The organism is Aeromonas sp. 6P, assembly GCF_051919525.1.
GTDB lineage: Bacteria > Pseudomonadota > Gammaproteobacteria > Enterobacterales > Aeromonadaceae > Aeromonas > Aeromonas veronii.
Genome location: NZ_JBQBEO010000002.1, coordinates 4,426,847 through 4,440,593, shown reverse-complemented (window position 1 = coordinate 4,440,593; position 13,747 = coordinate 4,426,847). Strand labels below are relative to the sequence as shown.

Genomic DNA, 13,747 nt, shown 5'->3' with positions numbered 1-13,747 from the left:
TAGTTGACAGTCTCGTCAATGGCTGGAGAGGGTGGTTAGGGGCTTAAAATGCAAAACGCCCCCATTTCTGGAGGCGTTTTTTTACAAACAGAACTGCGCTTACAGAATAAAGCGGCTCAGATCTTCATCCTCGACAAGCGCACCGAGGTGGGCGTTGACGTAGTCGGTGTCGATGACAAAGGTCTCGCCGGACTTCTCGGAGGCGTCATAGGAGATATCTTCCATCAGGCGCTCCATCACGGTGTGCAGACGACGGGCACCGATGTTCTCGGTACGCTCGTTGACCTGCCAGGCCGCTTCGGCCAGACGGCGGATGCCATCCTTGGTGAACTCGATGTTGACCCCTTCGGTGGCCATCAGCGCCTTGTACTGATCGGTCAGCGAGGCGTTCGGTTCGGTCAGGATGCGCTCGAAGTCATCTGTGGTCAGGGCGGTCAGCTCGACGCGGATCGGCAGACGGCCCTGCAGCTCGGGGATGAGGTCGGACGGCTTGGCGATCTGGAAGGCGCCGGAGGCGACAAACAGGATATGGTCGGTCTTGACCATGCCGTGCTTGGTGTTGACGGTGCAACCTTCAACCAGCGGCAGCAGGTCGCGCTGTACCCCTTCACGGGAGACATCGGGGCCCGAGCTCTCACCGCGCTTGCAGATCTTGTCGATCTCGTCGAGGAAGACGATGCCGTTGTTCTCGACCGCAGCGATCGCTTTCTGCTTCAGCTCTTCCGGATTGACCAGGCGGGCCGCTTCCTCTTCGATCAGCGCCTTCATGGCCTCTTTGACCTTGATCTTGCGCTTCTTCTTCTGGTTCTGGCCCAGATTCTGGAACAGCCCCTGCAGCTGGTTGGCCATCTCTTCCATGCCCGGCGGGGTCATGATTTCGACGCCCATCGGGGAGGCGGAGAGCTCCAGCTCGATCTCCTTGTCATCCAGCTGACCTTCCCGCAGTTTCTTGCGGAAGATCTGGCGGGTGTTGGAGTTGTCGGCTTTCTCTTCCTCACCCCAGGTGTTGCGGGGGTTGGGCAGCAGGGCGTCGAGGATGCGCTCTTCGGCGGCTTCCTCGGCGCGGTATTTCATCTTCTCCATCTCGGTTTCGCGCACCAGCTTGATGGCGGCATCGGTCAGATCGCGGATGATGCTGTCCACTTCCTTGCCGACATAGCCCACTTCGGTGAACTTGGTCGCTTCCACCTTGATGAAGGGGGCGTTGGCCAGCTTGGCCAGACGACGGGCGATCTCGGTTTTGCCGACACCGGTCGGGCCGATCATCAGGATGTTCTTCGGGGTCACTTCATGGCGCATCTCTTCGTTGAGCTGCATCCGGCGCCAGCGGTTGCGCAGGGCAACGGCAACGGCGCGCTTGGCATCGGCCTGACCAATGATGTGTCTGTCCAGCTCGTGGACGATTTCTCTCGGGGTCATCTCGGACATGATGGTGTTCCTGTATCCGGGGCGGGCAGTGCCCACCCCTTGGGAAATTGGGTTGGCTGGCGCCTTATTTGGCGGCCTTACTTGGCAGCGTAGTCCAGCACTTCGATGGTGTGGTTGCCGTTGGTGAAGACGCAGATGTCGCCCGCAATCTTGAGGGACTTCTCGACAATGGTCCTGGCATCCAGCTCGGTGTTTTCCAGCAGCGCGATGGCGGCGGATTGGGCGAAGTTGCCACCGCTGCCGATGGCGATGAGATCGTGCTCCGGCTGCACCACGTCACCGTTGCCGGTGATGATGAAGGATTTGTGTTCGTCGGCCACGGCCAGCAGCGCTTCAAGGCGGCGCAGGGCGCGATCGGTGCGCCAATCTTTGGCCAGCGCCACGGCGGCGCGCTCCAGATTACCCTGATGGGCCTGCAGTTTTGCTTCGAAACGTTCGAGCAGTGTGAAGGCGTCGGCGGTACCGCCAGCGAAACCGGCCAGCACCTTGCCGTTATAGAGGCGATGAACCTTGCGGGCGTTGCCCTTCATGACGGTGTTGCCAAGAGAGACCTGGCCATCGCCACCGATGACGACCTGACCGTTGCGGCGAACTGAAACTATGGTAGTCACTTTACTTACCTCGCTTGAGCCGAATGACGGCCTGACTGTGCATGGCAAGAAAGATGGGGATGGCAAACGGGCTTTTCAACCCTGCCCTTGGTCGGGATAAACGGGGTAGTAAAGAGCGTGGGTGCGAGTGACACCAAAAGAAGTGACACCAAAAGAAGTGACACCAAAAGAACAGGGCCGGGTGTTGCCACCCGGCCCTGCGTCATCGGTAAGCGGATTACCCTTTCTTGGGAATGCAGCCGCTGATGCCGGAGCTCTGCAGCTTGCTGTTGGCCGCGTCGGCGGCCGCCTTGCCGTTGAAGGGGCCCACCATCACCTTGTAGACGGTGCCGTTGGCGCCATTGATCACCTGCAGGCTGGAAGAGAGGCCGGCGGTGAAGGCGATACGCGCCTTGAGCGACTCTGCGGAATCCTGCGAGCGCAGGGCGGCGCACTGCATCATATAGCGACCGCTGTCGGCGGCTGCGGTCTGGGCTGGCGGAGTGGCCGCTTTGGCCTTGGCCGCTTCGGCCCGCTCCCGTTCCAGCTCGGCGCGGATCTCCCGCTCCATCCGTTCCCGTTCGGCCTTGCGGTCGATCACCTGCTCTTGCGCGCTGGCAACCGGTGCACCGGAGGTGGAAGGGGTGGTCGCCGGATTGGGCTGATAGGGCTTGGGCTGGCCGATGGGCGTTCCCGGTTGGGGAATGTCGGTCGGCACCGGCTGCGGCAGTTTTTCCGGCTGCAGGGTCATGGTATCTGCCGGCGGTGGCGGCAGCACACCCGGCTGGGTCGGCGGCTCTATGATATCGACCTGCTTGTTCTCAAGCCGTTCGATGTAGCTCCACTTCTCCTGAGGCAGCCCGTTATTCTGCGCTTTTGGCTTGTTGGCTTTTACCTGCTCCTCAATGGTGGGGGCGTCGTTGCCCTTGCCATTGATCATGTAGAGGAAGCCACCAAAGCCTGCCAGCAGTGCCACGACCAGCAGCACTGGAATAACAGGAAAGCGGCGAGGGGCCGCTTTCTTGGTATTGCGGCCACCCGCCCGACGTCGCGGGCGGCTGCCGACATAATCCCGGGTTGCCATCTATTACATGCGCTCCAGGGTATGGATGCCCAGTACGCCGAGGCCCAGTTTCAGCACCTTGGCGGTGGCGGCACACAGCAGCAGACGGCTCTGACGGGTCGCTTCGTCCACGCCATCCTTGTTGATCGGGCAGGCTTCATAGAAGGTCATGAAGTTGCCGGACAACTCGTACAGGTAGGTACAGAGCAGGTGCGGCATGCCTTTGTCGGCCACGCCGTTGACCGCGTCGGAGAACTGGATCAGCTTCTGGGCCAGCACCTCTTCGGCCTCTTCGTTCAGGGTCACGTTGCCGGTCAGCGTCTCGGCATCGATGTTGGCCTTGCGGAAGATGGACTGGATACGGGTATAGGCGTACTGCAGGTAAGGGGCAGTGTTGCCTTCAAACGACAGCATCAGATCCCAGTCGAAGATGTAGTCGGTAGTGCGGTTCTTGGAGAGATCCGCATACTTGACCGCGCCCATGGCGATGGCGTTGACCACGTTGGCCTTCTCTTCGGCAGAGAGGTCGCTGTTGCGGCTTTCCAGCAGGGCAGCGGCGCGCTCTTCGGCTTCGTTCAGCAGGTCAACCAGCTTGACGGTGCCACCAGAGCGGGTCTTGTAGGGACGACCATCCTTGCCCAGCATCATGCCGAAAGCGTGGTGCTCAAGCGGTACGGATTCCGGCACATAGCCCGCCTTGCGGGTGATGGTCCAGGCCTGCATCAGGTGCTGGTGCTGACGGGAGTCGATGAAGTACATGACACGGTCGGCGCCCAGGGTCTCATAACGGTATTTGGCACAGGCGATGTCGGTGGTGGTGTAGAGGAAACCGCCATCGCTCTTCTGGATGATGACGCCCATGGCCTCGCCATCCTTGTTCTTGAACTCGTCCAGGAAGACAACGGTGGCGCCTTCGCTCTCGACCGCCAGCCCCTTGGCTTTCAGGTCTGCCACGATCTCCGGCAGCATGTCGTTGTACATGGACTCGCCCATGATGTCCTTGTTGGTCAGGGAGACATTCAGGCGGTCGTAGTTGATCTGGTTCTGTTCCATGGTCATGTCGACCAGCTTCTTCCACATGGTACGGCAGTACTCATCGCCGCCCTGCAGCTTGACCACGTAGTTACGGGCGCGCTCGGCGAAGGCTTCGTCTTCGTCGTAGCAACGCTTGGCCTGGGTGTAGAAGGCTTCCAGATCCTTGAGCGCCATGTCGCTGGCGTGCTCGTTGGACATCTTTTCCAGATAGGCGATCAGCATGCCGAACTGGGTGCCCCAGTCACCGATGTGGTTGGCACGGATCACTTTGTGGCCGAGGAATTCCAGCGCGCGCGCAGCCACGTCACCGAGTACGGTGGAGCGGATGTGGTGCACCGCCATCTCTTTGGCCACGTTGGGGGCGGAGTAGTCCACCACCACGGTTTGTGGAGCGGGCAACCGTACGTTGGCGTTGGCAGAGGTCACCATGGCCTCGACCTGACCGGCCAGCCAGCGCTGGTCGAAGAAGAAGTTGATGAAGCCGGGACCGGCGATCTCGACCTTGGCGATCAGGTCGGAGGCGGGCAGGTGCTCGATGATGGCCGCCGCCAGCTCACGGGGATTCTTGCGGGCCGGTTTGGCCAGCAGCATGGCCAGGTTGGTAGCCAGGTCGCCGTGAGCTTTTTCCTTGCATCGGTCTACTTGCACGCGGGCTTCCAGGTCCGCCGGCAGGACGCCTGCTGACTTGAGATTGGCTACCGTTTGTTCAAGTAGATGATGAATATGCTCTTTCATAACTGACCACCAAGGTTGCGCGTCGAAAAATGACTGATATATAAGGGCGTGAATTTTACCCGCATCGGCCCGAGAAAACTATAGGGATGACCCGCCGCTCGCTGTCGGGCGGATATTTCACTGCGTTTAGCGCCATATTCCAGAATATTGGGCGGAAATTACGGTGCTTATCCATTTCTACTGCATATCGAAGCGGCTTGTCCAGGCTATTTTCCCCTGATTGTTAAGGGTTTTTCCTTTCCGATGACGGGAATGATCTCCTCCCTCTGGCCCGGCGTATCAACAGAGGTTCCCAACCGAGGAGTTTGCGATGCGACTGGCGCTGTTTCCCCTATCTGCCCACCTGCTGCCCGGCGGCGTCATGCCGCTGCGGATCTTCGAACCGAGATACCAGCGGATGATCGCAGAGGCGGGGGAGTCCGGCTTTGCCCTCTGCATGGTGGACCCTCGCCAGCCCGACGCCCTGCGCAACATGCTGCCCATCGCCACCCGGGTCACCATCATCGATTTCGACCGGCTGCCGGACGGCATGCTGGGGATCACGGTGCAGGGGATGGAGCGGGTGCAGATAGAGGATCTGTGGCAGGAGCAGGATGGCCTGCGTATCGGCGAGGTGACGCCGCTGACGGCCTGGCCGCCCCGCCGGCTCCATCCCGATCAGCAACCGCTGGTCGAGGCATTGCGGGAGGTGTTTGCCGACTATCCAGACTATGCCGCCCTCTATCCCGCCCCCCGCTGGGACGATGGTAACTGGGTGGCCCAGCGCTGGCTGGAGGTGCTGCCGATCCCCCCTGAACAGAAACAACTGCTGCTGGCCGCCGCCGACAATCAGCCCGCCATCGCCTTACTAAAGGGGGTACTGGTGGCCAGCCACTGATTTTTTCTGACCCGCTGATCCGCCAGCGCCGCAGCGCCGTACAAGTCATTACCACAGCATGTTCGACAGCACACCAAAGGGATGGCGCAATGGCATATACTGGCCAACCACACTCGACCATACGCAGGACCTCGCCCGTGATGGATAACCCGGATGGCGACCTCAAATCTCTGCTGATCAGGGTGGCAGAGCAGGCCGACAAGGCTGCTTTTGCTCGCCTGTTCCAACACTTTGCGCCGCGCATTCGCAGCTACGGGCTGCGCCATCTCGGCAGCGAGGCCAACGCCATGGAGCTGGTGCAGGAGACCATGCTGCTGGTGTGGCAGAAGGCACGCCTCTACCACCCCGAGAAGGGGGCGCCGGCCACCTGGATCTACACCGTGATGCGCAACCAGTGCTTCGACATGCTGCGCCGTCGTCGCGCCAGCAAGGAGGATCTCTGTGCCGAGGAGCTGTGGCCCGTGCTGGAGTTTCAGGCCGAAGAGGAGCATCTGAGCGGGGGGGAGGATGCGGTGCTGACCCGTCAGATGGCCCACTATCTGGGCACCCTGCCGGAGCCGCAACAGCAGGTGGTGCGCGGCATCTATCTGCAGGAGTTCTCCCAGCAAGAGCTGGCGGAGCGACTCGGCGTGCCGCTCGGTACCATCAAGTCCCGCCTCAGACTGGCGTTACAGAAACTGAAAGAGCAAGTGGAGCAAGGCCATGATTAAAGCCCATCCGACCGACCCTATGCTGCGTGCCTTCGCCGCCGATGAGCTCCCTCTGCCGCTGGCGGTAGGGCTCTCCGCCCACTGTGAACTCTGCCCCGATTGTGCTGCACGACTGAAGACATTCGAAGAGGAGCTGGCGCAGCAATATCTTGCCTCGCCAGCAGAGCCCGAGCTGGCCTCCCGCGATGAAGTGGGACTGGACGCCGGATTCGACGCCATGCTGGCGGATATTCTGGCCCAGCCGCTTGCAGAGCCCCTCTCCGAGCCAACACATGACCAACCCCGAGCCCAGCCCGGAGAGCTGGAGGTAGCCGGTCACGCCTACCGTTTGCCACGGGTGCTGGCCCGTTATCGTTCGCCCAAGTGGCGCCATATCGGGGCTATTCGTCAGCATAGTTTGCCGCTGGACGAGATGGGGGCGCGCGCCAGTTTGCTCCATATCGAAGCGGGCGGCCGCATCCCTGAGCACACCCATCAGGGCTATGAGCTGACCTTGCTGCTGGCTGGCAATATTCAGGATGGCGATACCCTTTACAAGGCGGGAGATTTCATCTGGCGCGATGCCAGCCACTCCCACAGCCCGCACACGCCGGATGGCTGCCTTTGCTACACGGTGCAGGATGCGCCGGTGCAGTTTACCAAGGGGCTGTCGCGGCTGCTGAACGGCATCAGCCAGCACCTCTACTGAGCACCATGACGCCATAGAAAAAGGGACCAAGTTGGTCCCTTTTGTCATTTCATGGCTGGCTGCCGGTCAGGCGACAAACACCAGATAGACGGCGAATGCCACGACAAAGCGGTAGATGGCGAACGGGATAAAGTCGATGCGGCGGATCAATGTCAGGAAGGTCTTGATCGCAAACATCGCCACCACGAAGGCGGTGATAAAGCCCACTGCAAACATCGGGAAGTCGGCCATCGAGAGGAAATCGCGGCTCTTGTAGAGATCAAGCCCGCTGGCCGCCACCATCATGGGCACCGCCATGATGAAGGAGAACTCGGCGGCTGCGTGACGACTGATCCCCATCAGCATGCCACCACTGATGGTGGCGCCGGAGCGGGAGAAGCCGGGCCACAGGGCCAGACACTGGAACAGACCGATGCCAAACGCCTGCTTGTAGCTGATGTCATCCAGGGTTTCAGCTGTGACGGCCGGGCGGAACTTCTCGGCGATGATCAGCAGGATGCCGCCCGCAACTAGCGCGTACATGACGGTCTGCGGACCAAACAGGTTGGCCTTGATCCAGCTGTGGATGGCCAGACCGACCACGATGGCGGGCATCATGCCGAGGATGACGTGCACCAGCGACAGGGTGGCGTGATCCCGGGACGGCTTCTGGCCAAAGTGGATGCCAATCAGGCCAAACAGGCGACGCCAGAAGACGGCGACCACGGCGAGGATGGAGCCAAGCTGGATCACCACTTCGAAAGTGGCAGCCTTGGGCCCTTCAAAGCCCAGCAGATGGCCGACGATAATCATGTGGCCGGTGGAGGAGACGGGGAGGAACTCGGTCAGCCCCTCGACGACGCCCAGAATAAAGGCGACCAGCAGGCTATAAGTGTCAGTCATCGAACAAACAATCCTTAACTTCGTTGATGTAAAACGCCCCGGGAGGGTCTCGGGGCGGCTTATCTTGCTCGATAGTGACTGCTGAGGCTATGTAAAAATCATGAAACCTTTAAGTCAGTCGCGGATAAAACGGTAGCGGGTCTGGTGGTAATAACGCCCGCCCGGCAGCAGCCAGGGGTTGCCCAGCTCGGGGCGATTGGGGCTGTCCGGTAGCTGTTGCGCCTCAAGACAGAAGCCGTCGTGATCCCGGTGCGACTGGCCGCTACGGTTCGGGGTATTGGCCAGCCAGTTTCCGGTGTAGAACTGTAGCGAGGGCTGGTTGGTATAGACCTCCATCGCCAGCTGCTTGTCGCCAGAGACTATCCGAGCGGCCCATTCTGATGTCGGGCCGTTGAGCACAAAGGCGTGATCGTACCCCTTGGCCTGTTGCTGCTGGGGATGGCTCAGCCAATCCTGTCCGACAAGGCGCTCGCGGCGCAGATCGAACGGCCCCTCCACCGGAGTGATGGCGATCGGCAAACCGCTCGGGTCGGTCGGCAGGAAGTGGTCGGCATTGATGCTGATGAGGTGGTCACGGACATCGTCGCCATCGGTTTGCCCATCGAGATTGAAGTAGGCGTGGCTGGTGAGGCTGACCGGAGTTGTGGCATCCGTGCTGGCGATGAAATCCACCACCAGATCGCTCTGCTCCAGCCGGTACTCCAGGGTGACCCGCAGATTGCCGGGAAAGCCCTGATCCCCCGTTCGGGAGAGCAGCGCCAGCTTGACCCGATCCGCTTCCAGCTCCTTGATTTGCCACTGCTGGCGATGAAATCCCGCCTGCCCGCCATGCAGACAGTGGGGTGCCTGATTGGCATCCAGCGACCAGCGCTCGCCATCGCGTAGCAGTTCGGCGCCGCCGATGCGGTTGGCAAAACGCCCCGCCACAGCGCCCAGCCACACCTGCTGGGCGGGATAGGTGTCGTCGGCACAGCCCAGCAGCACTTCACGCCGTTTGCCCGCCACCGGCAGGGTGAGGGAGGTGAGGGTGGCGCCGAAATCGAGGCCGCGCAGCCGCAGCCCCTCCTCGTTTTCCAGTTCGAATGGCGTCATGGTGCTGCTCATAGCTTGCCTGCACCGGCGCTGGCAGAGCAGACGTAGCAGTCGGCCTTGAGGCCCGAGATGGCCGGATACTCCGCTTCGACGGCGGCAATCACCTCGGCCACCTTCTCGGGGCGCAACAGGGCGACCACGCAGCCGCCGAAGCCGCCGCCGGTCATCCGCACGCCGCCATCTGTGCCGATTTTAGCCTTGATGATCTCCACTAGACCGTCGATGGCGGGCACTGTGATCTCGAAGTCATCGCGCATGGCGGCGTGCGACTCGGCCATCAGCTCGCCGAGGCGGGTCAGGTCGTGGCTCGCCAGCGCATCGGCGGCCGCCAGGGTGCGGGCATTTTCCCCAACGATGTGGCGGGCACGGCGATAGCAGGCCTCATCCAGCCCGGCTTTGCCCGCTTCCAGTCCGGCCAGATCGAGATCGCGCAGCGCCTTGACCCCGTAGTGATGGGCGGCCGCTTCGCACTGCTGGCGGCGGGTGTTGTATTCGCTGTCCACCAGACCGCGGCGCACATTGGAGTTGACGATCAGCACAGCCAGATCCGCTGGCATGGGGATGAGGCGAGTCTCCAGCGAGCGACAGTCGAGCAGCAGGGCGTGGTCAGTTTTGCCGCTGGCGGAGATCATCTGATCCATGAGGCCGCAGTTGCAGCCGACGAACTTGTTCTCCGCCTGCTGGCCGTTGAGGGCGATCTCGGCCTGGCTGATGTCGAGCCCCAGCGCCTCCTTGAAGGCCTGACCGATGGCCACTTCCAGTGAGGCTGAGGAGGAGAGCCCCGCCCCCTGCGGCACGTTGCCGGAGACCACCAGATCGAGGCCGCGCAGGGTATAGCCGCGCTCCTGCAGATACTTCACCACGCCGCGGATGTAGTCGCTCCAGCGCTGGCTGGGGTGGTGCTCGATGGGCTGGTCGAGGTCGAACTGGTCGCGCTGGTTGTCGTAGTCGGCGGCGATCACCTGTACTTGCCGGTCATCGCGCAGACCGATGGCGACGCAGGTCTCGTAGTCGATGGCGCAGGGCAGCACGAAGCCGTCGTTGTAGTCGGTATGTTCACCGATGAGGTTGACGCGGCCGGGGGCGCGCACCAGCAGATCGGGCGCTTTGGCAAATTGCTCGGCAAAAACGGCGCTGACGCGTTGGCTCGGGGTCATAGGGCCTCCTCATTGGTTTGATTGGTCTGGTTGTAGTGAATGGGGCTCAGAGCGCGCAGCCGCTCGGCAGCCTGCTCCGGAGTCAGGTCGCGCTGGGTTTCGGCCAGCATCTCGAAGCCGACCATGAATTTGCGCACGGTGGCGGAGCGCAGCAGCGGCGGATAGAAGTGGGCATGCAACTGCCACGCCTCGGGGCACTCCGACTTGGGCGGTGCAAAGTGCCAGCCCATGGAGTAGGGGAAGCTGCACTCGAACAGGTTGTCGTAGCGGCTGGTGAGTTCCTTGAGCGCCACCGCCAGATCCTGTTGCTGGGCCTTGGTCAGGTTGAGCATGGAGGGGACGTGCGCTTTGGGCAGCAGCAGGGTTTCGAACGGCCAGGCGGCCCAGAAGGGAACTACGGCGAGCCAGTGTTCGGTCTCCACCACGACGCGCGAGCGATCCGCCAGCTCCCGCTCCACATACTCCAGCAGCATGGGGCGGCCATGCTTGGCCAGCCAGTCACGCTGGTGCTGTTCTTCACGGGCGATCTCGTTGGGCAGGAAGTCGCTGCCCCAGATCTGGCCGTGGGGGTGCGGGTTGGAGCAGCCCATAACGGCGCCTTTGTTTTCAAATACCTGCACCCACTCCCACTGGGCTGACAGCTCGGTGACCTGATCCATCCAGGTGGTGATCACCCCCTCGATGGCGGGCAGCGGCAGCTCGGGCAGGGTCTTGCCGTGATCCGGCGAGAAGCAGATCACCCGGCTGGTGCCGCGGGCGGCTTCCAGTTTCAGCAGGGGATCGCTGGCGCTATCGGCGGCCGGGGTATCCTGCATCAGGGCGGCGAAGTCGTTGGTAAAGACGAAGGTGCCCTTGTAGTCGGGGTTGATGTCGCCGGTGACCCGGGTGTTGCCCGCGCAGAGGAAGCAGTCGGGATCATGTACCTGTTTGGGGGCCTGACTCACTTTCTCCACCTGCCCCTGCCAGGGGCGTTTGGCCCGATGGGGGGAGACCAGCACATACTGGCCGGTCAGCGGGTTGAAGCGGCGATGGGGATGATCGACGGGGTTGAACATCATCTCTCCTGAATAAGGTATTGAAAAATAAGGTCGTCTATTAACAGGGAGCAGGCAGGCCTACTCCTCGTAACCGTTCGGGTTGGCGGATTGCCAGCGCCAGCTGTCGGCGCACATGGCGTCTATGTCCCGGGTTGCCTGCCAGCCCAGCTCGCGCTCGGCCTTGGCCGGATCGGCCCAGCAGGCGGCGATATCGCCCGGGCGACGCGGTTCGATGCGAAACGGCAGCGGCTTGCCGCAGGCATTGGAGAAGGCGGCGACCAGCTGCAATACGCTCTGGCCCTGGCCGGTGCCTAGGTTGTAGGTGTGCACGCCACCCTTGCCGGCGCAGTGTTGCAGTGCCTTGACATGCCCCTCGGCGAGATCCATCACATGGATGTAGTCGCGCACACCGGTGCCGTCCGGGGTGGGGTAATCGTTTCCAAAGACCGAGAGGCAGTCGCGACGGCCAATGGCGACCTGGGTGATATAGGGCATCAGGTTGTTGGGGATCCCTTGCGGGTCTTCACCCATGGTGCCCGATTCGTGGGCGCCGACCGGATTGAAGTAGCGCAGCAGGGTCATGCTCCAGTGGGGCTCGGCCAGTTGCAGATCTTCGAGGATCTCCTCGATGATCAGCTTGGATCGTCCGTAGGGGTTGGTGGCGCTGCGGGGGAAATCTTCGCGGATCGGCAGGCTGGCCGGATCGCCATAGACGGTGGCCGAGGAGCTGAACACCAGATTGTGCACATTGGCCCGCTTCATCGCCTGCAGCAGGGTGAGGGTGCCGCCGAGGTTGTTCTCGTAGTAATCCAGTGGAATGCGGGTCGATTCACCGACCGCCTTGAGGGCGGCAAAGTGGATCACTGCATCGATTTGCTGTTCGGCGAAGATCCGGTCCAGCAGGGCGGCATCGCGAATATCCCCTTGATAGAACAGGGGTTGCTGGCCGCTGATGGCGGCTATTCGCGCCAGCACGCTGCGCTTGCTGTTGCCGAGGTTGTCGACCACCACGGGATTCATGCCTGCCGCTTGCAGGGCCAGACAGGTGTGGCTGCCGATATATCCGCAACCGCCGGTGACCAGAACGTTCATCTTGCTCTCCACTGAAAAGTGTCTGGAAGCAGTCTAGCCGAGGGTGTGGCGACCAAACTGTGAGCTTGCTTGCAAAATGGTGTAAACGATTACACTGTTTTTATGGTTATCCTGACGGCAGATATGCGTTTCACCCCTGTTTTCAATGGGTTTGCTGGGTATAATGGCGCTCTATTGCACAGTGAAAGAAGTGAAAACAGCATGAGCACCATCAAGGATGTCGCCCGTTTGGCCAATGTGTCGGTGGCAACGGTTTCACGGGTGATGAACAACTCCCCCAAGGCCAGTGCCGCGTCTCGCGAAGTGGTGCAGAAGGCCATGGCTGAACTGGGCTACACCCCCAACGCCAACGCGCGGGCACTGGTCAGCCAGACTTGCGACACCATGGGGGTAGTGGTCGGTGACGTGGCCGATCCCTTCTTCGGTGCACTGGTTAAGGGTGTCTCCGGCATCGCCGTCGAGCAGAACCTTCACCTGCTGATGGGTAACGGTTTTCACAAGGCGCGTCAGGAGCGTGAAGCGATCGAGCTGCTGATCGGCAAGCGCTGCGAGGCGCTGGTGGTGCACAGCAAGGCGTTGAGCGACGAGGAGCTTTACGATTACGCCATGCGGGTGCCCGGCATGGTGCTGATCAACCGCGATATTCCGGCCCTCAAGGGACGCTGCATTGCCCTCAATAACCGGCTGGGTGCGGCTACGGCGACTCGCCACCTGATCGAACTGGGCCACCGCCATATCGCCTTCATCAGCTCGGATCACGCCATCGAGGATGCCACCTTGCGCCTGCAGGGTTATCAGGATGGACTGATGGAGGCGGGTCTGGCAGCCGATCCCGAGCTTATCGAGAGTGGCACCCCGAACGAGGAGGGGGGCGAGCGCGCCATGCTCAACCTGCTGGCCAAGGGGCTCAAGGTGACCGCCGTGGTGGCTTATAACGATGCCATGGCGGCGGGCGCCATCTCGGTGCTGGCGGACAACGGCCTGCGAGTGCCGGAGGAGGTATCGGTAGTGGGCTTCGATGACATCATCTATGCCAGATATTTGCGCCCCAAGCTCTCCACCATGCGCTATCCCATCGAGTTGATGGCGGCCCAGGCGGCCAAGCTGGCCATTCAGCTGGCGGCGGGGGAGAGTGACGCGACCCAGAGCCGGATCTATACCCCCACCCTGATCAATCGCCACTCGGTGGCACCGGTTCGGGCCGGATAGCCCCCTTTTGCGGCTCTGTTCAGGGCCGTTTCTTGCACAGTTATTGTTTTACCTATTTTTAATCATTTTTACTCCGCTTTACTTAACAAAATTAGTGTAATCGTTTACATCTGTGTGAGCGAGATCGCCGTTCCCTGCGTCATACTTCTCTA

The 13,747-nt window shown here is 61.5% G+C and carries 13 protein-coding genes; 4 read left to right on the top strand and 9 right to left on the bottom strand.

What is annotated here, in order from left to right:
* Positions 1-99: 99 nt before the first annotated feature.
* From hslU to argS, 4 genes are all read right to left on the bottom strand, one after another.
* Positions 100-1,428: an HslU--HslV peptidase ATPase subunit gene (gene hslU / locus ACTG2J_RS20725; protein WP_005340773.1), complete on the bottom strand. Its 1,329-nt coding sequence runs from the start codon at positions 1,426-1,428 to the stop codon at positions 100-102.
* A gap of 77 nt (positions 1,429-1,505) precedes the next feature.
* Positions 1,506-2,039, bottom strand: coding sequence for an ATP-dependent protease subunit HslV (hslV, locus tag ACTG2J_RS20720; protein WP_005342555.1), 534 nt, complete (start codon positions 2,037-2,039; stop codon positions 1,506-1,508).
* Between the two features lie 217 nt (positions 2,040-2,256).
* On the bottom strand, positions 2,257-3,102 hold the full coding sequence (locus tag ACTG2J_RS20715) for an SPOR domain-containing protein (protein WP_005340771.1): 846 nt from the start codon (positions 3,100-3,102) through the stop codon (positions 2,257-2,259).
* A gap of 3 nt (positions 3,103-3,105) precedes the next feature.
* The gene (gene argS / locus ACTG2J_RS20710; protein ID WP_005355547.1) at positions 3,106-4,851 is read right to left on the bottom strand and encodes an arginine--tRNA ligase; all 1,746 of its coding nucleotides are present in this window, start codon (positions 4,849-4,851) and stop codon (positions 3,106-3,108) included.
* A gap of 310 nt (positions 4,852-5,161) precedes the next feature.
* Between argS and ACTG2J_RS20705 the strand changes: the two genes are divergently transcribed.
* The 3 genes from ACTG2J_RS20705 to ACTG2J_RS20695 all read left to right on the top strand — a co-directional run bounded on the left by ACTG2J_RS20705 (position 5,162) and on the right by ACTG2J_RS20695 (position 7,126).
* On the top strand, positions 5,162-5,728 hold the full coding sequence (locus ACTG2J_RS20705; RefSeq protein ID WP_101530424.1) for an LON peptidase substrate-binding domain-containing protein: 567 nt from the start codon (positions 5,162-5,164) through the stop codon (positions 5,726-5,728).
* Positions 5,729-5,868: 140 nt separating this feature from the next.
* Positions 5,869-6,438, top strand: coding sequence for a sigma-70 family RNA polymerase sigma factor (locus tag ACTG2J_RS20700; RefSeq protein ID WP_058056409.1), 570 nt, complete (start codon positions 5,869-5,871; stop codon positions 6,436-6,438).
* Positions 6,431-7,126, top strand: coding sequence for a ChrR family anti-sigma-E factor (locus ACTG2J_RS20695; RefSeq protein ID WP_255911619.1), 696 nt, complete (start codon positions 6,431-6,433; stop codon positions 7,124-7,126). The genes ACTG2J_RS20700 and ACTG2J_RS20695 overlap by 8 nt, the downstream gene beginning before the upstream one ends.
* Positions 7,127-7,192: 66 nt before the next feature.
* Here the strand turns inward: ACTG2J_RS20695 and bacA are convergent, their stop codons facing one another.
* The 5 genes from bacA to galE form a co-directional block, all read right to left on the bottom strand.
* The gene (bacA, locus tag ACTG2J_RS20690; RefSeq protein WP_439989168.1) at positions 7,193-8,008 is read right to left on the bottom strand and encodes an undecaprenyl-diphosphate phosphatase; all 816 of its coding nucleotides are present in this window, start codon (positions 8,006-8,008) and stop codon (positions 7,193-7,195) included.
* A gap of 114 nt (positions 8,009-8,122) precedes the next feature.
* The gene (gene galM, locus ACTG2J_RS20685) at positions 8,123-9,112 is read right to left on the bottom strand and encodes a galactose-1-epimerase (RefSeq protein WP_439997847.1); all 990 of its coding nucleotides are present in this window, start codon (positions 9,110-9,112) and stop codon (positions 8,123-8,125) included.
* Entirely contained in the window at positions 9,109-10,257 is a 1,149-nt protein-coding gene (galK, locus tag ACTG2J_RS20680) for a galactokinase (protein WP_439989170.1), read from the bottom strand. The genes galM and galK overlap by 4 nt, the downstream gene beginning before the upstream one ends.
* Complete coding sequence (locus ACTG2J_RS20675; RefSeq protein ID WP_439989171.1) at positions 10,254-11,312, bottom strand: UDP-glucose--hexose-1-phosphate uridylyltransferase; 1,059 nt, start codon at positions 11,310-11,312, stop codon at positions 10,254-10,256. The genes galK and ACTG2J_RS20675 overlap by 4 nt, the downstream gene beginning before the upstream one ends.
* Positions 11,313-11,372: 60 nt before the next feature.
* Positions 11,373-12,386 (bottom strand): UDP-glucose 4-epimerase GalE, encoded by a 1,014-nt coding sequence (gene galE / locus ACTG2J_RS20670; RefSeq protein WP_439997846.1) that lies wholly within the window; start codon positions 12,384-12,386, stop codon positions 11,373-11,375.
* Positions 12,387-12,587: 201 nt separating this feature from the next.
* On the opposite strand from galE, the gene ACTG2J_RS20665 reads away from it, so the two are divergent.
* Positions 12,588-13,595: a substrate-binding domain-containing protein gene (locus ACTG2J_RS20665; protein ID WP_041915397.1), complete on the top strand. Its 1,008-nt coding sequence runs from the start codon at positions 12,588-12,590 to the stop codon at positions 13,593-13,595.
* Positions 13,596-13,747: the final 152 nt, after the last annotated feature.